Genomic DNA, 25,076 nt, shown 5'->3' with positions numbered 1-25,076 from the left:
TAAAGGAGAATAGAGGAATGCCTAAAATTATTGAAAACTTAGATGAGGAAATATCTAAAACTGCATTAGCATTATTTAGAGATAATTCATATCAAAATGTTAGTATGCGTAAAATTGCATCTGAAGTAGGAATAGCGGTAGGTACATTATATAACTATTACCCAAACAAATGGGAACTTTATATAGAAGTATTTGAAGAAAGTTGGCGTGAAACTTATGAAATTCTAATAAGCAACTGCAAAAAGTTAAATAATGATTATTTAATTAATTATCTAGAAATCATAAGTGAAGAGATGCAAAACAAAAAGCCAATTGTTAAAGAGCTTTTCAGATTCATTATTAATGACTTAGAACTAGACAAAACAGAACAGAAAGAAAAAATAAATAGAGTTCGTTTTCCAAAAGTATTGATCAATCAGATTTACGAACTATTTATTTCTATTTTAGAGAAAGAATTTAAAATAGAATTAGAAAAAGATGATCCAAACTTATACCGCCTTTTTACCATGATTCAAACTGATATTCCACTGCTGCAGCAAAATTTTGAAAAAGAGAGTGATAATCTTCAATTTTTATATGATGTAATAAACTCTTATGTAGTTAAAAAGTTTGATTCTTAAGTTAAACTGTTTTTGTCTTTGAATTAAAAATATAAAATTAGTATAAAATTTAATATAAAAAAAGAGGCTGAAACACTGTGTGATAGCAGTGAATCAGCCTTAATTTTTGTTAATTTATTTAAAATATAAATAATAAGTTTAAATAAAGTGCCCAAATAGAATAGATGCTTTAATTATTTAAATATCCTCTTAATTCTTTACTTCTAGTAGGATGTCTGAGCTTTCTTAAAGCCTTAGCCTGGATTTGTCTGATTCTTTCTCTAGTTACACCAAACTGACTTCCAACTTCTTTCAAGGTTCTTTGACGTCCATCTTCAAGCCCAAATCTTAGTTTAATAATTCTTTTTTCTCTATCTGTTAAAGTATCTAAAACTGTTTCTAATTGATCTTTTAAAAGTTCAGAAGAGGCTAGCATTTCCGGTGCAGGTGCATCCTGATCTTCAATGAAATCCTTTAAATGGCTGTCTTGTTCTTCACCAATAGGAGTGTCAAGAGAAGTAGGCTGCTGATTCATCGCCAGTTTTTGAATCTCTAATACCTTTTCTGGCTCCATATTCATTTCTTCACCAATTTCTTCTATGGTGGGCTCTCTTTCTAAATCCTTTTTAAGTCTTTTTTCAATTCTTCTTAATTTATTCATTGTTTCTACCATATGCACAGGTATTCTAATAGTTCTGGCCTGATCAGCAAGAGCTCTCGTAATTGATTGTCTAATCCACCAGGTAGCATAGGTACTGAACTTATAACCTTTGGTGTAGTCGAATTTTTCTACAGCTTTCATTAATCCTTTGTTTCCTTCCTGAATTAAATCCAGAAAAGACATACCCTGTCCTATATATTTTTTAGCAATACTAACTACAAGTCTTAAATTAGCTTCAGTCAGCTGTGCCCGGGCCTCTTGATCACCCTGTTCAATTCTTTTTGCAAGTTCAACTTCTTCTTCTTTGTCAAGCAGATCAACTTTACCCATTTCCTTTAAATAAACGCGAACGGAATCATCAATACCGGCTCCATCAGGTATGGAAAGATCTAAATCATTTTCTTCTTCTTCAGTACTGTCATTCTGGTTATCATTATTTTCGTTATTAGCTTTTTTAACCATTTAAATTCCTCCTCAATGCATAATGCCTGACACAATCATTAATTGTAACACAAAAGTCTTTAAAATGAAAGTCCTTAAGTAAATTAATTCAAAAATTACTTTAAAAAATCAACAAATTCAATTTCTTTAAAAGTATCTTTTTCTTCTTTTTTTAACTTTTTATATAGATTTTGCATTTCCACATCCTTAAATATTTTTTTTATTTCAAAATCTTCATTTAAAAAATTATTCTGATAAATATCCCATATAGACAAATTATTAGCTTCTGCCAATGGAATAAATTTTCCTGTTTTTGTTTCTGCAATAAAGTTGTTTTCTTTTAAATTTTCAAGTTCTTTTTCAATATCTTCAGCCGGAAGATTAATTTTATCCAATAAATCTGAAAAAGATAAAGCTTCTGTATTTGTCTTTTTAAAATTTTTAAATAAAACTAATAAAATAGCTGCAGGTATTAAATCTCTTAGTCGCTGATTGATTTTTGTTTGATTTATCATATATTTTAAACTTGATCGATGTTGAAAAACATAAGAAATAACAGCACCTAAAAGCACAATTAACCAGATTAAATAGAGCCAAATTAAGAAAATCGGAATTATTGACAAAGGACCATAAACTTGACTGTAAGTTATAATGTTAGAAGTATAGATTCCATATAATTTTTTAGAAAAAATAAATAAACAGCCGCTAAACAAACCAGCAAAAAGTGCAGCAGTAGATTTTACATCTGTATTTGGTACAAAATAATAGAAGATGATAAAAATTAGAAAATTAAAAGAAAATAATATATAACTAAAAATATTACTCTGACTTAATTGTTCACCACTTAACCACAGTCCTAAATACCTTTCAGCAAACAACAGACTTAAAGTTAAAAGCATAGTAATAGTAAATGTGCCAAGGGTAATGAAGGTCCAAAAAGAAACAAATCTTTTAAATAAATCACGATGTTGTTTTACATTCCAGATATTATTAAAAGTCATTTCTACTCTGGCAAGCATAAAGACAATAATAAAGATTAAAGAGACAAAACTAATAATTCCCAACTGCTCTATATCAACATTTAGTATATATATTTCTAAATAATTAATCAGACTTTCGCCTGTGCCAGCTGCCAGGTTATTTAAAATAAGTGTCTTTATTTCTTCAACTATTGTATCTATTTTCCCAAAAAAGTTGAAAATAGTCATAATATAAAAAGAAAAAATCAAGAAGGGGATAATAGATAAAATGGTGATATAAACCATTCCCATTGCATGTATAAAAATATCATTTTCTTTGGCTTTTTGATAAACTCTTTTTATAAATAATATAATCATTTCAGAAGAGATCAGCGTTTTAATGCTTTTTAATAAATTATCTATTAATTTCATTGGCGCCACCTCTTATATTTTTTTTGCTTCCTACATATTATATTCTTTAAATAAAAAAAATATCCTTCTCTGAATTAAAAATAAATATTTGCTAAAGCATAAATTTTTGTTATAATTGAACTATGTAATCTAATTTGGGGGTGAAAGCATGAATAAACTAAAATTAGGGATTTTGTTAATTACAATTGGAGTTTTTATGCTGCTCAACACTTTTAGTTTAGTCAGCGATAATATTTTTCTTTATCTTTTAAGTTTAGGTTTTTTAATAACTTATATTATGCTGGGAGCTAGAGAACATTTCAGAAATATAGGGTTTTTAATATCTGCTTCAATTTTAGCCTCTATCGCATTATCTTCAGATCTCCAGAGATTTGATTTTATCAATAACCTTGGTGGTGGCGTTTTTTTTATATTACTTGGATTAGCATTTTTAATTATTTTATTTCACAGCAGTGCTTTCGAAAATTGGGATTGGCCTCTTTATCCAGCAGGAGCCTTAATATTTTTTGGGACTCTTGTCATTTTTTTAGATAATAGTCAGTTTATGCAGAATTTAAATTATTTAAATTATATAATTCCAATCATTTTAATCATTCTTGGAGGTCTTTTTATATACTTTAGAGGAAATAATAGATAATTCTAAAGATTGAAAATATATATATTGATTAGATATTAATATTTAATTATGGTATAATAAAAAAGAATATAAGCAAATTACTAGGTTTTATACAGAACTTAGACAGTTTTTCTGTCGAAAATAATTTATTAATAATTTCTACCTTTTCATCATGGGGTAGAATTTTATTAAATATAAATACTTTATATTATTAAAGGATTAAAGAAGGGAGATTAAAGAATGCCGAAAAAATTTAAGAGAGTTTTAGTGGCGAATCGAGGAGAAATAGCAATTAGAGTAATTAGAGCCTGCAAGGAGTTGGGCATTAGAACTGTAGCAATTTATTCTGAGGAGGATAGAACAGCTCTCTTTAGAACAAAAGCAGATGAAGCATATCAAATTGGAAATAACAAAGGACCAATTGAGGCTTATCTGGCAATTGATGAAATTATTGATTTAGCACTTAAAAAAGATGTCGATGCAATACATCCTGGCTATGGATTTTTGTCTGAAAATCCTGAGTTTGTTCGTCAGTGTGAAGCGGCTGGAATTAAGTTTATTGGACCTAATGCTGAAGTAATGGAGAAGTTAGGTGATAAAATTAAGTCTAAAATTCTGGCACAGGAATTTGGAGTGCCAACAATTCCAGGTTTGGAAAAACCAATTAAAAAAGAAGACGAGATTAAAACGTTTGCTGATAAACATGGGTATCCTTTAATGCTCAAAGCTGCCGCTGGTGGTGGCGGTAGAGGTATGAGGATAGTTCGATCTGACGATGAATTGATTTCTCAGTTCAGAGATGCTAGAGAAGAGGCCCGTAAAGCTTTTGGTGTTGATGATATTTTTGTTGAAAGATATCTTGAAAACCCAAAACATATAGAAGTTCAGATTCTTGGAGATGAGCATGGTAATCTTGTCCATCTTTTTGAAAGGGATTGTTCTATTCAGAGGCGTCATCAAAAAATTGTTGAATTCACACCTGCTGTTGCCTTAAGTGATGAAAAACGCCAAGAAATTTTACAGGATGCTTTAAAGTTATGTGAAGGCGCTGGTTATAAAAATGCTGGTACGGTAGAATTTTTAGTGGATAAATATAATAATCATTATTTTATTGAAGTTAATCCAAGAATTCAGGTAGAACATACTGTTAGTGAAATGGTAACTGGAATTGATATTGTACAAAGTCAGGTTTTAGTTGCTGAAGGATACAAATTGGATTCTGAAGAGATTAATATACCTTCTCAGGAGTCTATTAAGGTAAATGGATATTCTATTCAGTGCAGAGTTACAACTGAAGATCCTGCTAATAACTTTATTCCTGATACAGGACGTTTGGATCATTATCGTACAGGTTCAGGTTATGGAATAAGACTTGATGGAGGTAATGGATACACTGGAGCTGTAATTAATCCATATTACGATAGTTTATTGGTTAAAACAATATCCTGGTCTAGAACTTTCCCAGACGCAATTCGTAAAGCAATGCGTTCAGTTGAAGAAATGAAAGTACGCGGTGTAAAAACTAATGCCTCATTTTTAATCAATGTTTTAAACCACGAAGACTTTAAAAAAGGAATATGTGATACCGGATTTATTGCTAATAACCCTGAATTACTTGATATTAAACCGGGTTCTGATCAAGAACAGAAGATCTTAAGCTATTTAGGAGAAAAAATTGTTAATGAAACTAGAGGTCATAAACCTGACTTTGATGTACCTAAAGTACCTGATTTTGAGAAAATAGATGGTCTAGAAGGTACAAAACAAATATTAGACGAGGGTGGTCCAGAAGCTGTTGTAGAGTGGATTAAAAATAAAGAGGAAATTCTTATAACTGATACAACATACAGGGATGCTCATCAGTCTCTAATGGCAACTCGAATGAGAACAGTTGATATGGAGAAAATTGCAGAAGCTACTTCTCATTTAGCTAAAAACTTATTCTCACTTGAAATGTGGGGAGGAGCAACCTTTGATGTTTCTTACAGATTTCTTAAAGAATCTCCCTGGGAAAGAATTGAGAGGTTAAGAGAAAGAATACCAAATATTTTATTTCAGATGCTGTTAAGAGGATCAAATGGTGTGGGATATAAAAACTATCCGGATAATGTAATCCGAAATCTAGTAGCAGAATCTGCAGAGGCAGGAATTGATGTTTTTAGAATTTTTGATTCTTTAAACTGGCTGCCTGGTATGGAAATTTCTGTAGACGAGGTAGTTAAACAGGGTAAAATTGCAGAAGTTTCAATGTGTTATACTGGAGATATACTAGATGATAAAAGAGAAAAATATGATTTAGATTATTATTTGGAATTAGCTAAAGGTATAGAAGAAATGGGTGCTCATATCTTGGGAATTAAAGATATGGCAGGTCTTTTAAAACCTTATGCTGCTTATGAATTAATTAAAGCTTTAAAAGCTGAAATTTCTATTCCAATCCATTTACACACACATGATACTAGTGGCAATGGTGGGGCAACACTTTTAATGGCTGCTGAAGCAGGAGTAGATATTGTGGATACTGCCTTTAATACAATGGCAGGTTTAACAAGTCAACCTCCAATGAACTCAATAGTAGCGGCTTTAACTAATACCTATCGTGATCCTGAGATGCATATTGAAGATATTCAAAAAATATCTAATTATTGGGGTGCTGTAAGACCAGTATATTCTCAGTTTGAATCAGAATTAAAGTCTGGTACTGCAGAAATATATAAATATGAAATACCTGGAGGTCAATATTCTAATCTGAAACCACAGGTAGAAAGTGTTGGTTTAGGTCACCGTTTTAAAGAATTTAAAGAAATGTTCCGTAAAGTCAATTTTATGTTAGGTGATATACCTAAGGTTACACCTTCTTCTAAAATGGTAGGAGATATGGCAATCTTTATGGTTAAAAATGATCTAACACCTGATAATATCTGTGAAAAAGCCAAAAATATGGCCTTTCCAGATTCTGTAGAAGCTTACTTTAAGGGAATGCTTGGTCAGCCTCCTGGAGGTTTCCCAGAAGATATTCAGCAGATTGTTCTTAAAGGTGAAGACCCAATAACAGTTAGGCCGGGTACTCTACTTGGAGAATATGATTTTGAAGCTGCAGAGGCTGAACTAAAAGAAAACTATGATTTTAAGCCAACTCAAAAAGATCTTTTAGCATATGCACTATATCCTAAAGTTTATCAGGATTATTTAGATTATCTTGAAGAATATGGTGATTTAAGTCATATGGGTAGTGATGTTTATTTCCATGCTCTGCGTGAAGGAGAAACTAGTGAAATCAAAGTTGAAGAAGGTAAAACTCTTGTTGTTAAACTTCTAGAAATTGGAAAAGTTGATGACCAGGGTTATCGTAGACTTGCTTTTGAAGTTAATGGTTTTAGAAGAGAAATCAAAATTTATGATGAAGCAAGTACAGCTAAAGCTGATTCTGCAATTAAACAGATGGCTGATCCTAAAAATGAAATGGAAATAGGGGCCAGTCTTCCCGGAAATATAGTAGAAATATTAGTAGAAGAAGGGGAAGAGGTTAAGGAAAATCAGAGTTTAGTTATTATGGAGGCTATGAAAATGGAAACCAATATAACTGCGCCTGCTGATGGTATTGTGGCAGCTATTCATTCTAAAGCAGGGCAACAACTTGAATCTGGAGAGCTCATTTTAGAATTAGAATAGCTAAAACTTTAGAATAACTAAAACTATAGAACTATAAAAATGTAAAAATATATACAATTTAATAAATAAATATAATAATTTAATTAAAAAGCCCGCTTGTATTCTACTATCTTTATCAGAATACAGGCGGGTTTTCCTTTTTTTAATTATGGTTAGTGCTTTTTAAAATCATTTTATTATGTTAAAATAATATTAGAAGAAGTTAAACAAAATTCAAAAAAATAAATACTAGAGAGAAAGGGGGAAGAGATATTATCTTAATTAGATAATTATCTCAAAATTATGTATCATAAAAAAACCAGTCTCGGTCTGGATGAAAATGTTGAGTCTATTATAGCTTATGCAGGTATCTGGGTAACGGGTTTGATTTTTTTATTTATAGAAAAGGAAAACAATCATGTTCGTTTTCATGCAATGCAGTCCTTGATCACCTTTTTTTCATTGTTTATAGCCTCTTCTTTAATTTTAGTAATTCCAGTGATCGGAATTATGATTTCTTCTTTGATAACATTTGTTGGAACAATTCTCTGGTTGCTGCTGATGTATAAAGCTTATAGTGGTGAAGTTTTTAAATTACCTTTTATTGGTGATGTAGCTGAAGAATTAATTTTCGGGGAAAGTTTTGAAAAAAAAGAATAAAATAAAATTTAAAGTGGAATATATTTATTATATTTTCAAAAGAAAAACCTGCAGTAATTACTGCAGGTTATTTTATGAAATTTAATTATTGTTTTTAATGCTGCGATTTACCAGGATATTCTCTTTGAGGATTAGCATTTTCTGCGTTATTATGACCTCCAGAATTTCCAGGTGCATCTTGGTCTCCATTACCAAAACCATTATTACCTTTTGTAGGTGGATCAGGCTCAGGTTCAGGACCAGGACCAGGCTCAGGACCAGGACCGGGTTCAGGACCAGGTTCGGGATCAACAGCTAATGCTAAGACAGAAAGAGAAACACTAAAAACCATTACCAAGACCAAAAAAACTGCCAACAAAATATTCAACTTTTTCATAAGATACCCCTCCCTTTAATAAAGTCTAGACTTTTAAAGAGGAGATCTGGCAGCCTGGCAGCCCAATTAGTGGGTCCATAGCTTTGCGTAACATTTTATTAAATGTTTTGCTTTTAAACTTTCTCCTATAATTAATTATATTCCTAATATTTTAAACTGTCAATCTTTATTTATATTTAAAATAAATTACAGGATTTAATTCTTTTATATAGAAATATTAATAACAAGTATAAAATTTAACGAAAAAGGGGAATGAAATGTTAAAACCATCTAAAAGATTTATCTATTTTACAATTCGTTTTATTCTTGTTCATGTACTAATTTATATTTTTATTGGTGTTATCTTTAAAAATTTCCAAAATTATTATGCTGTTTTTATTAATATAGGAGATTATTTTGATTTTCGATCTCCAAAGTCGACTATTTTCAGAATGGCATCATTTTGGCAGATTTTTAGAGGTGCTTTTTTTGCATTTATTTTATATCCTTTTTATAATGTAATTATTAAAAGTGATTATGCATGGTTAAAACTATTTTTTTTAATCTGGGGATTTTCTCTAATTGGTTCAGTTGCACCTATACCGGGTTCTATTGAAGGTTTAATTTATACTAAAAGTAGCTTAATAGAACATTTTGCTGTATTTATTAAATTCACAATAGAAATTTTTGTTTTTAGTTGGTTTTTTGTAAAATGGGAAAATAGAACTGAAAGAGATTACAGCTAAATTTGGAGGCTATAATGTCAAAATCAATTAAATTTATTCATACAGCAGACGTACATTTAGGTAAAAAGCTCAGCTGTAATAGTTCCAAAAATAGTAAAGTAAAAGATATTTTCATCAACGCGACTGAGCAGGCTTTTAAAAACTTGGTTGAATTAGCTGTGGCAGAGGAAATTGACTTTATTTTAATTGCTGGCGATCTTTATGATAGAGAAGCTAGATCAATTAAGTCTAGTCGATTCTTTTTAAAACAGTGTCAGTACCTTAATGAAAATGAAATAAAAATTTATATTATATCTGGTAATCATGATCCAGCGGGAATAGAAAATGAAGTTTTTGAGCTACCTGAAAATGTACATTATTTTTCTAGTGAAAAAGTCGAAACTATAAAATATAAAAAAGATAATAAACTGGCTGCTAGAATAATTGGTCAGTCTTACAGGCAGAAATTTGAAAATAGAACAATGTATAATTATTATACTGCGCCGGATAAATCTGTTTTTAATATTGCCTTACTACATACAGCCTTAAATAAGGATAATAACCGTTATGTACCAGTTAATAAAAGTGAATTATTAACTAAAAATGAAATTCATTATTGGGCTCTGGGACATCTACATCAATATCAAAAGCTCAGCCAAGACCCTTCTATTAATTTTCCAGGTGCTTTACAGTCTCATAATATTAGTGAACAGGGCAGCAAAGGAGCCATATTAGTAGAAGTAGATTCTAATTTGAAAATAAAAGAAAATTTTGTTCCCCTATCACCTATTATTTTTAAAGAGATCGTAGTAGATCTAGAAAGAGAAAATGAATTAGATAATATTACAAAATTACAGCAATTGATAAATGAGAAATTAGAAAAACAATTTAATAATATTAAGATTAATAACAAATCAAGAAAATATAAAATTAAAGCAGCTGTAATACGTTTAAATATTGTGGGCAGAACTCCTGTCCATCAATATGTAGCTGATAACAGAGAAGAATTAGAAGAAACTCTACTGGAAGATATGAGGATCAAATTTAGCCGGGAAAGTCCATCACTTTGGCTTCACTCTCTAATATTAAGAACAGCTAAACCATTAAAAAATTTAGAAGAACTTAAAAAAAGCAGTCAACTTTACCAAAATATTAATCAATTGATTAATGATCTTTTAACTGATAATGAGCTGAACCAGGAATTACTTGCCGAATGGGGTCAAATCTGGCAGGGAGATGAAAATGCAGAAGACAGGTCAAACTACAGATTTTATGCTGATTCAAAGCTGCAGAAAAATATTTTAGAAGAAGTTGAAAAAATTATTATATCTGAATTAATAGAAGGCGGAGATTAAATGTTTTACAAAAATATATATATTCGTGATTTTGGAATATTTAATAATCAGAATCTCAATGATATTTCAAAAAATCTAGTAGTTATTGGTGGTAAAAATAGAGCAGGTAAAAGTACTTTTTTAAAATTATTGCGTCATCTGCCCTATGGTTTACCTCAAAATAATTCTATTCCGCCAGCAAGCAATCAATATTATATTGAAACTGAAATTGAAAGAGAAAATAAAGATTATAAATTATTTTTAAATGGTTATGCTGCACCTGAGGTTATTGACCAAGATGAAAATAAAATTGAATCTGCTGAACTTTTCAATCATTTAGATCAGCTTAGTTATCAGCAGTTATTTACAATTAGTTTAAATGAACTTCAAAAATTATCTAAAATTGCAGATGGGAAAAAGAAAGAAAAACGTCTTTATTCTGTTCTAATGGGGGCAGGGCTTTCAGAATTGGTTAAAGTACCCGAACTTGCAGATAAATATTTTAATTCTGCTAAAAATATTGGAGGGATTTTGGGAGATCCTTCTGTTGCTTCATTTAAACCATATTATAATGAGATTAAAGAAGCAGAGGAAATAAGAGATCAAGCACTTTTAGAAATAAAAGAATTTAATAAAAAAAGAGAAGAGTTAAAAAAAGCTGAAGAAAAATCAAAAAAACTAAAAAATAATATTGGCCAACTTGAAGATAAAATTTTTATTTTGGATCTCTTAAAAAACAATTATTCTACTCTTAATAAAGTAGAGAATTTAAAACTAAAATTAGAACAGTCAACAGTAAAAAATAATAATATTAATTTTATAAATTTGGATAAAATATCTGATTATAAACAAAGACTTGATTTAAAGAAAGATGAACTGCAGACTTCTAAAAATGAGTTAATTAAATCAATTAAGAGTGATACCTTAGCAGACTTTTTGAATTTCATAAGATCAAAAAATATTGAAATTAATAATTATCACCAAAAAGTTGATTTATTAAATGAAAAAATTAAAAATTTTAGTACTCAAAATAATAAAATAAATACTGAATATCAAGCTTTAATTTTAGAGTGTAATAATTTAAATTCTAACTGGGAAAACCCTTTAACAAACTTAGATGAGATTAATTTAGATTTATTAAATCAGGAAACTTTAAATAATAATTTAAGAAAAAATGATGAACTGAAATCTAAAATTAAGAGTATCACAGCTGAAATTGATAGATTAGAGCTCGATATTGAAAAAACTGAAACAGAGCTGACTGATATTAATTATAAGCAACCAGCTTCTATCTTGAAAAAAACTTATTCTATTTTGGTTTTATCAATGATTATACTAACATCATCTATCTTTATCAACTACAGTCAAATTAAGTATTTTTCTCTAGTTATAGCTTTAACTGCTTTTATATATTATAATTCTAATTATAAGAGTTCTAAATTAGAAAAAGAAAGAGCAGATAACCTTAAAAATAATTTAATTCAAAAGGAAAATAACCTGAATTCTTTAAAGAAAAAATTAAGTGAGAAAAAAAATAGTTTAAAGCTAACTGAAAAAAAATTAACAAACATTGCTCAATCATTAAAAATTAAAAATACTGATGAAGATCAAAATTTTAATTATCTGAAATCTTATTTTTTAGAAATAAAAGATAAAAAAAGAAGATATAATAAATTAAAAACAGATGACAAAGAAAACGATAAACTTAAAGAGGAAATAATTACTGATTTAGAAAAAATATATAACTTAATTAAAAAAGCAGATGTATATTGTAATCGAAAATTCAATATTAAAACTATAAAAATTGAACAAACTGATCAATTAATTAAGCAAGCAGAGTATTTATTTAAAGATTTAGAACTGTTAACTAAATTAAAAAAAATGGCTGCTGATTTTTCTGATAAACAACAAGAGTTAAACCATTTAATTAATGATATTGAAGATTTTTTGAATGATTTTAAAAAAGGAGAAAATCTTGAAATTAGATTAGATGCTTATTATAAAATGGCAGAAAAATCTACTGAATACAAAAAGATTAAAGACGAGTATCAAAATAAAAAATCTCAATTAGAATATACTTTAAAAGCTTCAGATAAAATTAAAGAAACCCTAAATAAATTAGCTCCAGCAGCAGATTATTATCAGAGTTTTTTAAAGCTTTACAGAAATTTTTCATCATTAGCAGCTGTCGAAGAAGAAAAAATTAGCCTTACTGAAGATTTGAATTTTTCGCAAAAACAAAAAGATAAAGTAGAGCAAAGAATAACAACTTTGAAAAATGATATTAAAGCTCTTTCTAGTTCTACAAAAATAGAAAATACGCAAGCAAAAATTAATCAAGCTCAAAATAATTTAGAGAAAAAAGCTCAAAGATATGCTGTCAATAAAAGTGTTTATTTTATTTTAAAGAAATTAAGAGCAAGAATGGTTGAAAAAGCAGAAACTGAACTATTAAAGCCTGCTTCCGATATACTGGCTAAAATTAGTGATAAATATTATAAAAAATTAGAAACAGCTGATGACTTAGAAAGTTCAGAGTTTAAAACTATTACTGCTGATGGTAAGGAGTTTAATAGTGTAAATCAGCTAAGCCGCGGTAGTTTAGAACAGCTTTTTTTATCAGTTAGAATTAGTAGAATTAAAGAAATAAAACCTAAATTACCAATTGTTTTAGATGATTCGCTCGTTAATTTTGACAGCAATCATTTATATAATACAGCTAAAATAATTGTTAATTTAGCAAAGCAGCACCAGATATTTGTTTTAAGCTGTCATCCACATTTAGTTAAATATATTGGGGAGATAACTAAATCTGCTCAATATTGGAAGCTTGAATCAGGAAAATTTGAGCTGAGTCAACGACAAAAATTAATTGATTATCTAAAATATTAATTATATAACTTATAGATTGAAGTTTTATAATGGTTGTTCTGGCAAATAATTTAACTCTTCAATTTAGTTTTTCTGATAATTTCAAAAAAATGATTTTATGATAGAGGTGATCAGATGGAAAATAAAATTGATAATATTAAAGAGGAAATTAATAACTATTTAAATCAAGAAAAAAATGTTAAAGAAGATTGGATTGAAGATAATCATCCAATAGATATTGCTGAGGCATTATCAGAATTAGAAGCTTCAGAGATTAACAATTTTACTAAATTATTAGAAACAGAAGATCTTGCTGATATCTTTGAAGAATCAGAAAAAGACTTACAAATTGATATTTTGAAAAGCAAAAGTTCGCAAGAAATAATTGATATTTTTTCTCATATGGCAGCTGATGATATAACTGATATTTTAGGTTTGTTAACTATTCAAAAGCGCAAAGAATTGCTGCGTCACATGAAACAAGATGACGCATTAGTAGTAAAAAATCTGCTGGGATATGACAAAGAATCTGCTGGTGGTATAATGACCACCGAATATCTCTTATTAAATAAAAACTTAACAACAACAGAGGCTTTAAAAAAAATAAAAAATATAGCCCCTGATACAGAAATTATTGATACTATTTATGTTTCTGATGATAGAAAAAAATTAGTTGGTAGTGTTGATTTAAGAGATATTTTAAGTTCTGATGATGATAAAATATTAGAAGAATTGATGGATGACAATATTGTTAAAGTTACCGCTGATGTTGACCAGGAAATAGTTGCTCAGCAGGTAGCAAAATATGACTTAACTGTAATACCAGTTATAAATAAAAATGATATATTAATTGGAATTATCACTGTTGATGATATTATTGATGTAATAGAGGCAGAGAATACTGAGGATTTATATAAAATGCACGGGGTAGATGAAGAAGAAAGATCGGATACAACACTACTCCAATCTGTTAAAAGTAGATTACCCTGGATGTTCATTAATTTGGCAACTGCATTTTTAGCAACATTTACTGTAGCAATATTTGAGGATGTTATTTCTCAGGTTGTTGCTTTAGCTGCAGCAATGCCAATAGTTGCTGGTATGGGTGGAAATGCTGGTACTCAAACACTTTCGATTGTAATAAGAGGTATAGCTTTAGGAGAAATTGATTTTAAGGACAATTGGATGTTGCTATTTAAAGAAGCCATGGTTGGTATAATCAATGGTGCGGCCACAGGTTTAGTTACAGGTTTTATTCTTTATTTGATGTATGGAAATTATTATTTAGGAATTATAATTTTCTTTGCTATGATTCTAAATTTATTAATAGCAGGTATGTTTGGCTTTTTAATTCCACTATCACTGCAGTCGCTAGGGATTGATCCTGCTTTAGCTTCAGCAATATTTTTAACAACTGTGACAGATGTTTTTGGGTTCTTTGTTTTCTTAGGATTGGCAAGAACATTTTTGATTCATTTAATATAAGTTAATAATATAAGTTAATTGGTTTGCAATTGGAACAAAATGTCAATGTAAGAATATAAAAAATATATAAACTTTCTTTTATTTTGTAATATATAAAGGGATTTGTATTTAAATCTTGAAATTATATTAGTGGAAGAAAAATAATATACAAATGAGGTGCTATATTAAAAGTGGAAGACAAAACAATAACTAAGATACCATTTGGACAACTGGGGATTATTGTCCACGAAAGCTGTAAAGAGCTGGGGCAAAAAGTTGATGATTACATTGTTGAGCGAAGAAAAGAAGAGTTTGCTAACAGCTGCAGCGAATATCATTTAGAAGAGATCAAAGATACATATGTCATTGATAGTGAGATAGTTCGTTTTGCTAATGGAGAGGCTAAAGGATCTCTTAAAGAAACAATTAGAGGTAAAGATATTTATATTTTAGCAGATATAGGTAACTATAGTGTTACTTATAATATGTTTGGACACGAAAATAGAATGAGTCCTGATGACCATTTTCAGGATATCAAGCGTTTAATTTCGGCTATTGCTGGAAAAGCCAGAAGAATTCATATTATCATGCCGCTGCTATATGAAAGCCGTCAGGATAAAAGAAATAGCCGGGAATCTTTAGATTGTGCTATGGCTTTACAGGAGTTAGAAAATTTAGGTGTTGAAAATATTTTTACTTTTGATGCTCATGAAACAAGAGTTCAAAATGCTATTCCGCAAACTGGTTTTGAAAGTCTATATTCCACCTATCAAATTATTAAAGCAATGAATAAAGTAGATGCAGAAATTTGTTTTGATAAAGATGAAATGATGGTAATTTCTCCTGATACAGGTGCTATGGATAGAGCAATTTATTATGCAAGTGTTTTAGGACTTGATGTTGGTTTATTCTATAAGCGAAGAGATTACAAAAAGATTATCGATGGTAGAAACCCAATTATTCAGCATGAATATATGGGAGCAGAAGTAGAGGGCAAAGATATTTTAATTGTTGATGATATGATTGCTTCTGGTGGATCTGTTTTTGATATTGCTAAAGAATTAAAAAAGAAAAATGCAAGAAATATTTATGTTGCAGTTTCATTTACTTTCTTTACAAATGGAATTGAAAAAATGAATAAATACTATGAAGAAGGGTATATTAAAAAATTATTCTCTACTAATTTAACTTATGTACCTCAGAAATTTAAAGATGCTGAATGGTTTGAAGAAGTTGATATGTCTAAATTAATTTCACTACTTATTGATACTGTAAATTATGATGATTCAGTAAGTCCAATTTTAGACTCAACAAATAAAATTAAAAGTATTGTAGGTAAATAAAAGGTGAGTAAAGTGCATAAAAATTTTTCTGATAATAAAAAACTTATGAAAAAAATAGAAAAAGAAATAAAAAATAATGCATTTGGCGTTTTTTTTGGATTAATTATTGGAGATGCCTTAGGAGCTGCCGTTGAATTTAAAGCAAGAGATACTTTTGAAAAGTTAACTGATATGAGGGCAGGTGGGCCACATGGTTTAGATGCTGGTTATTGGACTGATGATAGTTCAATGGCACTCTGCCTTGCAGAAAGTTTGACTGAAAAAGATTTTAATTTAGAAGATCAGCTGCAGAGGTATATCAAATGGTATAAAGAAGGTTATTTAAGTTCAACTGGAAACTGTTTTGATATTGGGAATATTACAGCAAATTCTCTTGAACATTATGAGAAAAATGGGGAACTTCCACCGGCCAGAGAAAGAGCGGCTGGGAATGGATCTTTAATGAGATTAGCTCCAGTACCAATTTATTACAGAAATGATTTTAAAGAGGCTGTTAAATATTCTGGGAAAAGTTCTTTAACAACTCATAACAATCAAATGGCCATAGATAGTTGTAGATATTTAGGTGCTTTAATACAGCAATTTATTAATTCAAGATTTAAAGTTGAAGCTTTTAAAATTAAAGTTATCAAAGAAACAGCTTTAGATATAAATTTAAATGATGAAGTTCTTGGCGCAATAAATGGCTCTTTTGAAAAACATAGGGATGAAATTAAGTCCACCGGTTTTGTAATACATACTTTAGAAGCCAGTCTCTGGTCATTTTTAAATACTGATTCTTTTGATGAAGCAGTATTATTAGCTGCTAATCTTGGTGATGATGCAGACACTGTAGCAGCAGTTACTGGTCAGTTGGCTGGTTCATATTATGGTTTCAATTCAATACCAGAGAAATGGATTGACAAATTAGTTCATTATCCATTACTTAAAGATATTGCTGAAAAATTATATAAAATTAAGCAGCAGGGAAATAATTAGTTTTCTTTAGGAATGGGTTGGTAAAAGTTCTTGTAAATGTAAGGCTACTGGATATTCTCCAGTGGCCTTTTCTTCTGTTGGCAAATATTTATGTCAGGCATACTATAATTAATCGTACATTTAAAGTCTAAAATTTCAACTTAGGAATGATAATTAATTTTTTCTGCATATTTAGAACCAAAATATGGTATTAAAATAATTTGAGCTGAAATTAAACCGATATTTTCTTTCTGCTGATCAATAGCCAAAACTAACAAAAAGTGTTCGATAAAACCATATCCAATTAAACCAATTATAATACCTGCTAAATATACAAATATATTTAGAAAATACCATAAATATTGAGGCATTCTGTAACGATATTTTTTAAACCATTTAGCTAAATTATGAGCTCCCCAAAAAGATGAAAGAGCTATGTAAGAAAATATTAGAGCTGTAAATAAAATTGCTATTTTTGAAAGAGAAAGTGAAAATGCAAAAATAATTCCTATTACAAAACCAATAATTGAAATGAGAGTTGCTTTTCTGCCCAAATTTAGATAATAAAGATCCTGATTATAAAGCATTTATGTTTTTCACCTCATCTATAAATATTATGCTGGATACAATATTTTATGATTTATTTTTTCGTTTGATTTATTTTTGCGATTGATTTGTTCTTCGTTTGATTTGTTTTTCTTTTAATATTTGATTAACAAACTGTCTTGCGGAACGGCCTGAACGTCCATTATTCCACTTACTCCACTGTAAAGCCTTAGATTTAAGTTTTGCCTCTTTGATTTCTAAACCTTCACTGATTGCTAATTCTTTGACTATCTTTAAATATTCTGTTTGAGATGGATTGTTAAACATTAAAGTTAAACCAAATCTTTCAGAAAGTGACAATTTTTCATTTAATATGTCATTTTCATGGACTTCAGATTCTCTATCCTGCCATTTCTCCCTAACCAGATGACGGCGGTTACTAGTCGCATAGAAAAGAACATTTGCAGGTTTTGATTCTACTCCACCTTCCATAACTGCTTTTAAGTATTTATATTCAGTTTCAAATTCTTCAAAAGAAAGATCATCCATAAAAATAATAAAATAAAGTCCACGTCTATTTAAATAATCTAAAATAGCTGGTAGCTCTTTGATTTGAGAACTATTAATTTCAACTAAGCGTAAGCCTTCTTTATAATATTTATTTAAAAGTGCTTTAACTGAAGATGATTTACCAGTTCCACTATCTCCATATAAAAGTACATTATGTGCCTGATAACCATCTAAAAAACTTTCAGTATTTTCTATTAGTCTATTTTTTTCTTTTTGATAGGAGATTAATTGGTTAAAGCTAATTGAATCTGGATTATTAACTGTTTTTAAATTATTCTGCTGCCAATAAAACGCCCGGCTTTGATTTAAAATACCAGCGCCATGATTTTGATAAAATTTAATTAGATTATCTAAATTAGCTTGAGCAGTTCTATTTTTAAATAACTTAGAATATTTTTTTGAATTATAAGTATTTAATTCTGATTCAGTAAGTTTAAACTCTCTTAAATTTTTGATGCCATTGTGGTTTAAAGGTTGGATAATATCTTGAAAAGAGTAAGAAAATAACATATTAATAATTTTAACATCATTTAATGCAATTTGATAAAGACTACTTTTTTTATTCATTAAATTCCTTTCAGCATTTAAAGCAAAAATATTTTCAGCTGCAGCCAGCTTAATTTTAAGATAATTATGCCAGAGATCACCGCTTAAACCTTCTTTAATACTTAGTTCAATTAATTCATAAATGATTCCACTCAAATTTAAGCTAGAATTTTCATTTTCAAAATAATATTTTTTTAACTTTGAAATTAATTTATCTTCTTTAATCTTTTTGAACAATATAATTTTTTCACTATCTTGTAAAACTCTCTTTATATTATTATTCAAAACGTTTTCCTCCTTATTCGACTATTAACTATGATTATATCAGATTAAAAGTAAATATTACAAAAATATAAGCCATTCCAAAAACTTGAAAATCTAAAAATAGTGTATTAAGATGTGAATATATATTAAATATAAAATAAATTTTTAGATGGAGGCAATTTTTTGTTCAAAAAGTTTTATAGATACTTAAAACTTGAGGAGGAGATTTTTATGGATAATAGTGAAACTTTATTACAGGGTAAAAGCAGCAGAGATGACAGTATAGATTATCATAAATTAAGTGGAATTTTAAATTACAAAATTGAGGATAATCAAATCAGATTTAACTTTAAAAACGCCAGCTTAGTAATTCGATTTTTAACCGCTGATATTTTTAGAATTATTATGGCAAATTCAAAGCAGCAGTTTAATTACAAAAGTACAGAGGCAGTTATTGATCATAATTTAAGTTATAATGATTTTAAATTTGAAGAAAATAACAAAGAATTAATTATAAAAACAGAAAAATTAGTAATTAAGATTGAAAAAGAAAAATTTTTTCTCCAAGTTTTTAATAAAGAAGGAAAATTAATTCATCAAGATTACAGCAAATATTCTTTAGGTTGGAAAAAAAAGAAGCTTAGAGCCTGGAAGTCATTTAAAAATAACGAAAGGTTTTACGGACTTGGTGAAAAAACCGGTTGGCTTGATAAAAAAGGTAGACTTTATGAGATGTGGAATCACGATACATTTGTCCCCCATGTTAGTGATACTGATCCTTTGTACCAATCAATTCCATTTTTGATAAGTTTTAATCAAAACAATAGTTATGGGATATATTTTGATAACTCATATAGAACATACTTTGATCTTGGTAGTGAAGGTCAGCCCTATTATTCTTTCTGGGCTGAAGGTGGAGTTCTGGATTATTATTTCTTTAATGGCCCTTCATTAAAAGAAGTAATCAGCAAATATTCTAAAATTACAGGAACTATGCCTTTAGCTCCAAAATGGTCCCTGGGTTATCATCAATCACGCTACAGTTATTATCCACAGGCAAAAGTTGCTGAGCTTGTTAAAAAATTTAGAGATAAAGAAATACCCTGTGATGCTTTTCATTTTGATATTCATTACATGGACCAATATAAAATTTACACCTGGAATGAAGATCGTTTTCCTGATCCTGCCGCCATGATTTCCAAAATGGGCAAAGAGGGGATTAAAGCAGTTACAATTATAGATCCTGGTATTAAAAAAGATCCTGAATATAAACTTTATCAAGAGGGAATGGAAAATGATTATTTTTGCAAATATCTTGATGGTAAAGTATTTATAGATAAAGTCTGGCCTGGTAATTGTGCTTTTCCTGACTTTACTCAAGCAAAAGTAAGAAACTGGTGGTCAGGATTGCAGCAAGATTTTGTAGAGCTTGGAGTTAAAGGAATTTGGAATGATATGAATGAACCGGCTGTTTTTAACGAAGAGGACACTATGGATCTTGCTGTGATGCATCAAAATGATGGTGATTCCGGAACTCACCGCCGTTTTCATAATTTATATGGACTCCTAGAGGATCAAGCTACTTATAAAGGATTAAAAGAAAGTCTAGATAATGAAAGACCATTTGTTTTAACCAGAGCAGGTTTTGCTGGTATTCAACGTTATTCTGCAGTCTGGACGGGAGATAACCGAAGTTTTTGGGATAATCTTAAATTGGCAATGCCAATGCTGATGAATATGGGAATGTCAGGTATAAGTTTTTGTGGGACAGATGTTGGCGGTTTTACCGGTAATAGTAATGGTGAACTTTTATGCCGTTGGACTCAACTTGGAGCTTTTTCTCCTTTTTTTAGAAATCACTGTGAGGTTAGAGCAATTTCTCAAGAACCCTGGTCTTTTGGAAAAAAATACGAAAAAATAATAAAAAAATATATCGAATTAAGATATAAATTTATAACACATCTTTATAATCTTTTTTATCAGGCATCTAAAACAGGAATTCCTGTTATGAGACCTTTAATTATGGAATTTCCAGAAGATGAAGAATGTCAGAACCTATCAGATCAGTTTATGTTTGGAGATAGTATAATGATAGCACCAGTTTATCAGCCCGATAAAGATAAAAGAATGATCTACTTGCCTGAAGGTAAGTGGTTTGATTTTTGGACAAAAGAAATTTATCATGGTAAAAAACACATTATTATAGATGCACCTTTAGCTACTATGCCAATTTTAATTAAAGCAGGAAGTATTGTTCCCTTAAATGAAAAACTGAATTATATTGGTGAAAAAGAAATTGAATCTCTGGAATTAAATATATTTTTATCTGAAGTCAATAATTCCGGTAGTTATGAACTTTATGATGATGATGGTATTTCTTATGATTATCAAAATGGAATATATAATATCACTAAATTTGATTACAAATATACTGACAATCAAATAATATTTAAGATCAATAGCATCCAAGATAATTATCAACAGGAGTTTAAAGACTATAAACTAATTTTTAATAATTTAACAAAAGAACCTCTAAATATTGATGTTGATAACAGCAAATTAACTAAATTTAATTATTTTAATAACAGTTTGGAATTTAAAGTTCCAGTTACTGTGAATAAAATTACTATTAAATTAAGTTAAGTTAAAAAAATTAAGAGTTAATTAAAATAAATTCTATTTTTACATTTTTTCTCAAGTATAATATAATTGATATATAAGACTATTAAACTAAGAAAGGGAGGATTTTATGGCAGATAAAAATGAAAATTTTATAGAAAAATATTTTAATTTAAAAAATTCTCTCCTCTATTTTGGGCTTTTTATATTTATATCAGCAGTATCTTTATATTATATTAGGAAAATTTATTCTCAGGGAAGTAATTTAGATATATTCTTTACTTTTCCTAAAGCAATTATAATTTCGATTATTATGCTTTTGTTTTTTTATTTCATTTTGGATGGATCAAGGTTATATTTTGTTCTAAAAACTTTAAATGCAGATATCTCATTTTGGAATGTTTATAAGCTAGTTTTTATTAATATTTTTATTTCAAATATAACACCACTTGCAACCGGTGGGGGTTTTGCTCAGGTATATTTTTTGCAAAAAAAAGGAGTACCCTTAGGAAAATCATCAGCTGCAGTTTTAATTAGAACTTTATTATCTGCTACAATGCTATTTTTATCAGTTCCTTTTATTATTTTTAGAAATCAATCTATGCTTAACTTACTTCCTGGAAATTATGTTTTTATTTATCTAGCTATATTTTTAGCTCTTTATTTTTTTGTGTTCTACCTTTTGATTTTCAAACTCAGATTAATTATGAAATGTATTTATAAGTTTTTTTATTTTCTTAAATCTAAACACTTATTATCTAAAAAAAGATTTAGAAAAATAATCTTATATATTTTTAAGCACCTTGAACTTTTTTCAGAAGATCTGGCATTTTTCATTCAAGGGAAAAAGATTTTTGTCATTTTATCATTTTTATGTACAACTCTATTTTTATTAGCAGAATTTTCATTTTCATATTTAGTCCTGCAGGGACTCGGCTATGATATTAACTTTTTAAGGATTTTGACACTACAGATACTAGTTGTCTTTATTATGTATTTCGCTCCTACTCCTGGAGCTGCTGGGATTGCAGAAGGAGGCTATTCATTACTATTTGCTGGATTTGTTGAAAAACAAGACTTATTCCCCTTATTATTTTATTGGAGATTTTTTAGTAAATACGTCGGTATTTTTATTGGTGTTTTTGTTTTTTTCTATTTGATTATTAGGGGAGGCATAGATGATGAAAAGTAAAAGCAAAATTTATTTAACAATTTTTATCTTAATAATTCTAATTTTAATTACTTATAAAATTTATGCCCCTTATACAATTCAAGATTTTAATGCAGTAAATGTAAAAAATATGGATATTATCAAAAATAATGTTCAGGCAAACGAATATACATTTGCTGTAGTTGGTAATATTGAAAATTCTATTACAATATTTGATAATAGAATTCTAGAACAAATTAATAGTGGTAATGTAGATTTTATAATTTCTACAGGTAATAATCTTAGAGATGGAGATGAAAGTAAATATAGGGTTTTTTACAGAACCTTAGAAAAGATGAATCTTCCATTTTTAACTGCTATAGGCAGTAAAGAAATTAAAGATGATGGTAATGAAAATTTTTATAAATATTTTGGACCTTTTTATTATTCTTTCCAAATTAATGATTCATATTTTATATTTTTAGATACTACTGAAAATACTAATTTAAGCTGGCAGCAGCAGTGGCTGGAAAATGAATTGAAAGAAGCGGCTGCTTATGAAAAGAAATTTGTAATAATGAATAAAACACCTTTAAATATAGATACGGATTATTTAATAGATGACAGCATTAAATACATTGAAGAAAAAAAGTTGAGAAATTTTTATCAAAATATCTTTGCAGAATACAATGTTAATACTGTTTTTTCTTCAAATCTGGAAATCTATCATCAGGAAAATATTGATGGTGTTAACTATTATATTAGTGGTGGTGCTGGAGGAGAATTAATTTTTGAGAATGAAAACAGTTTCTATCACTACTTGTTGGTTAATGTAGATAAAAATGGAATTGAGGTAAATTTAGAACGTTTAGAAAATAATCCGGGTACATTTTCTAAATTATTAGTTAATGTTTGGGTAGCTCTGCAGTCTTTCTTTTACGCAAATTATATTAATATTTTATTAGTATTGTTTATTGGACTAACAATTCTCTATATTTTACATAGAGAAATCAATAAAGAGGTAGATTATTATCGTGATTTTGCTTATTCAGAAAATGAGCTTGAAGATAAAAAATTAAAAATAGCAATGTTTACAAATAATTATTTTCCAGTTATTGGAGGAGTACCGATTTCAATTCAGCGTCTTGCAAAAGCTTTAAGAAAAAGAGGACATGAGATTAAAATTTTTGCACCAGAGTATAAAGAAAAAACTGAAAACGAAGAAAATATTATACGCTGTAAATCAATTTATCATTATGAAGAATCAGGTCTAGAATTTCCTGTAACAAATATTTATTCACCTCAGATTAAAAAAGATTTTAAAGCTGGTAATTTTGATTTAGTCCATGCACACCATCCGTTCTGGCTTGGTAATAAGGGAAGAAAATTGGCAGAAAAGTTTAATTTACCACTTGCATTTACCTATCATACCCGTCTGGAAAAATATGCTCACTATGTTCCTAATATTTTATTTATGCGTAAATTTTTTGCTAATAGACTTTCACATTTTTTGATTAAAAGCTTTTCAAATAAGACTGATGCTGTTTTTGCACCAACTGAATCAACTAAAGAATATTTGCGTAATGTGGGAGTTAGTCGATACATTAAAGTTATGCCGACTGGAATTGATTTTGATTATTATAACTGCAGTCAGGAAAAAATTGATAGACTGAGAGAAAAGCTAATTGGTGATTCTAAGTATTTGTTAATTACTGTTTCTAGATTATCTAAAGAAAAAAACTTATATTTTCTGCTGAAAGGAATTAAAAGATTAAAAGAAAATAGTGATCTAAATTTTAAATTAATAATCATAGGTAGTGGTTCTGAAAAAGAAAATATTGAGCAGTATATTAAGAATAATAACTTAGAGAACTATATTGAATTAATAGGTGCAGTTGATTTTAGAGAGATGGCAAAATATTATCTAGCATCTGAGCTATTTGTCTTTGCTTCTACAACTGAAACACAAGGAATGGTCTTATTAGAGGCTATGGCAGGCAATAATCCTGTTGTTGCTCTTAAATCAAGTGGAATTGATGATGTAATTAATAATGGATATAACGGTTATAAAACAGAAGCAGATATTGATAAATGGAGCAGCAAAATTGAAGAATTATTAATTAATAGAGAAAAATATGAAGAAAGTGCTAAAAATGCACGAGAAATGGCTGAAAATTATTCTATTGATGAAATGGCTAAAAAAGCTGAGCAACTCTATTATAAAATTATGCAGCTAAAAAAATATAATTAACTTAGATGCACCGTGCACCTGATTTATATCGCTTTAAATCGAATTTATAATTTTATTAACTG

18 protein-coding genes and 1 riboswitch are annotated in these 25,076 nt (G+C 28.8%); of the genes, 13 read left to right on the top strand and 5 right to left on the bottom strand.

The window, feature by feature from the left end; all coding sequences use genetic code 11:
* Positions 1-17 precede the first annotated feature (17 nt).
* On the top strand, positions 18-620 hold the full coding sequence (locus HSACCH_RS13650) for a TetR/AcrR family transcriptional regulator (protein ID WP_005490488.1): 603 nt from the start codon (positions 18-20) through the stop codon (positions 618-620).
* Positions 621-789: 169 nt separating this feature from the next.
* Here HSACCH_RS13650 and rpoD read toward each other — a convergent pair whose 3' ends face one another.
* Both rpoD and HSACCH_RS13305 read right to left on the bottom strand, forming a co-directional pair.
* Positions 790-1,722, bottom strand: coding sequence for an RNA polymerase sigma factor RpoD (rpoD, locus tag HSACCH_RS13310; protein WP_005490487.1), 933 nt, complete (start codon positions 1,720-1,722; stop codon positions 790-792).
* Between the two features lie 95 nt (positions 1,723-1,817).
* A complete protein-coding gene (locus HSACCH_RS13305) occupies positions 1,818-3,092 on the bottom strand; it encodes a YihY/virulence factor BrkB family protein (RefSeq protein ID WP_005490486.1) in 1,275 nt (424 codons plus the stop codon).
* 148 nt (positions 3,093-3,240) lie between these two features.
* Here HSACCH_RS13305 and HSACCH_RS13300 point away from each other — a divergent pair, with 148 nt between their 5' ends.
* From HSACCH_RS13300 to HSACCH_RS13290, 3 genes are all read left to right on the top strand, one after another.
* A complete protein-coding gene (locus tag HSACCH_RS13300) occupies positions 3,241-3,729 on the top strand; it encodes a hypothetical protein (RefSeq protein WP_005490485.1) in 489 nt (162 codons plus the stop codon).
* Positions 3,730-3,948: 219 nt separating this feature from the next.
* Entirely contained in the window at positions 3,949-7,380 is a 3,432-nt protein-coding gene (locus HSACCH_RS13295; RefSeq protein ID WP_005490484.1) for a pyruvate carboxylase, read from the top strand.
* Between the two features lie 282 nt (positions 7,381-7,662).
* A complete protein-coding gene (locus HSACCH_RS13290) occupies positions 7,663-8,019 on the top strand; it encodes a DUF4870 domain-containing protein (protein ID WP_005490483.1) in 357 nt (118 codons plus the stop codon).
* 94 nt (positions 8,020-8,113) lie between these two features.
* On the opposite strand, the gene HSACCH_RS13965 is transcribed toward HSACCH_RS13290, so the two are convergent.
* Positions 8,114-8,395: a hypothetical protein gene (locus tag HSACCH_RS13965; RefSeq protein ID WP_005490481.1), complete on the bottom strand. Its 282-nt coding sequence runs from the start codon at positions 8,393-8,395 to the stop codon at positions 8,114-8,116.
* 45 nt (positions 8,396-8,440) lie between these two features.
* A riboswitch (cyclic di-GMP riboswitch) is annotated at positions 8,441-8,517 on the bottom strand.
* A 135-nt stretch (positions 8,518-8,652) separates the two neighbouring features.
* Here HSACCH_RS13965 and HSACCH_RS13280 point away from each other — a divergent pair.
* From HSACCH_RS13280 to HSACCH_RS13255, 6 genes are all read left to right on the top strand, one after another.
* Complete coding sequence (locus HSACCH_RS13280; RefSeq protein ID WP_005490479.1) at positions 8,653-9,120, top strand: hypothetical protein; 468 nt, start codon at positions 8,653-8,655, stop codon at positions 9,118-9,120.
* Between the two features lie 14 nt (positions 9,121-9,134).
* Positions 9,135-10,454, top strand: coding sequence for a metallophosphoesterase family protein (locus HSACCH_RS13275; RefSeq protein ID WP_005490477.1), 1,320 nt, complete (start codon positions 9,135-9,137; stop codon positions 10,452-10,454).
* Positions 10,455-13,325, top strand: coding sequence for an AAA family ATPase (locus HSACCH_RS13270; RefSeq protein ID WP_005490475.1), 2,871 nt, complete (start codon positions 10,455-10,457; stop codon positions 13,323-13,325).
* Positions 13,326-13,439: 114 nt separating this feature from the next.
* On the top strand, positions 13,440-14,789 hold the full coding sequence (mgtE, locus tag HSACCH_RS13265; protein ID WP_005490473.1) for a magnesium transporter: 1,350 nt from the start codon (positions 13,440-13,442) through the stop codon (positions 14,787-14,789).
* A gap of 170 nt (positions 14,790-14,959) precedes the next feature.
* Positions 14,960-16,111, top strand: a complete 1,152-nt coding sequence (locus HSACCH_RS13260) for a ribose-phosphate pyrophosphokinase (protein ID WP_005490471.1) — start codon at positions 14,960-14,962, stop codon at positions 16,109-16,111.
* 45 nt (positions 16,112-16,156) lie between these two features.
* A complete protein-coding gene (locus HSACCH_RS13255; RefSeq protein ID WP_235044024.1) occupies positions 16,157-17,089 on the top strand; it encodes an ADP-ribosylglycohydrolase family protein in 933 nt (310 codons plus the stop codon).
* Positions 17,090-17,229: 140 nt separating this feature from the next.
* Here the strand turns inward: HSACCH_RS13255 and HSACCH_RS13250 are convergent, their stop codons facing one another.
* Positions 17,230-17,655 (bottom strand): hypothetical protein, encoded by a 426-nt coding sequence (locus tag HSACCH_RS13250; protein WP_005490468.1) that lies wholly within the window; start codon positions 17,653-17,655, stop codon positions 17,230-17,232.
* Positions 17,656-17,725: 70 nt separating this feature from the next.
* Positions 17,726-19,015: an ATP-binding protein gene (locus HSACCH_RS13245; protein ID WP_005490467.1), complete on the bottom strand. Its 1,290-nt coding sequence runs from the start codon at positions 19,013-19,015 to the stop codon at positions 17,726-17,728.
* Positions 19,016-19,225: 210 nt separating this feature from the next.
* On the opposite strand from HSACCH_RS13245, the gene HSACCH_RS13240 reads away from it, so the two are divergent.
* The 3 genes from HSACCH_RS13240 to HSACCH_RS13230 all read left to right on the top strand — a co-directional run bounded on the left by HSACCH_RS13240 (position 19,226) and on the right by HSACCH_RS13230 (position 25,014).
* On the top strand, positions 19,226-21,637 hold the full coding sequence (locus tag HSACCH_RS13240; RefSeq protein WP_005490465.1) for a glycoside hydrolase family 31 protein: 2,412 nt from the start codon (positions 19,226-19,228) through the stop codon (positions 21,635-21,637).
* A 106-nt stretch (positions 21,638-21,743) separates the two neighbouring features.
* Entirely contained in the window at positions 21,744-22,805 is a 1,062-nt protein-coding gene (locus HSACCH_RS13235) for a lysylphosphatidylglycerol synthase transmembrane domain-containing protein (RefSeq protein WP_005490464.1), read from the top strand.
* Entirely contained in the window at positions 22,795-25,014 is a 2,220-nt protein-coding gene (locus HSACCH_RS13230) for a glycosyltransferase (RefSeq protein ID WP_005490462.1), read from the top strand. Before HSACCH_RS13235 ends, HSACCH_RS13230 begins: the two co-directional genes overlap by 11 nt.
* Positions 25,015-25,076: the final 62 nt, after the last annotated feature.

The sequence above is a fragment of the Halanaerobium saccharolyticum subsp. saccharolyticum DSM 6643 genome (assembly GCF_000350165.1).
Classification (GTDB): Bacteria; Bacillota; Halanaerobiia; order Halanaerobiales; family Halanaerobiaceae; genus Halanaerobium; species Halanaerobium saccharolyticum.
The sequence above is the reverse complement of the archived record's forward strand: the minus strand, read 5'-3'. Positions and strand labels throughout refer to the sequence as shown.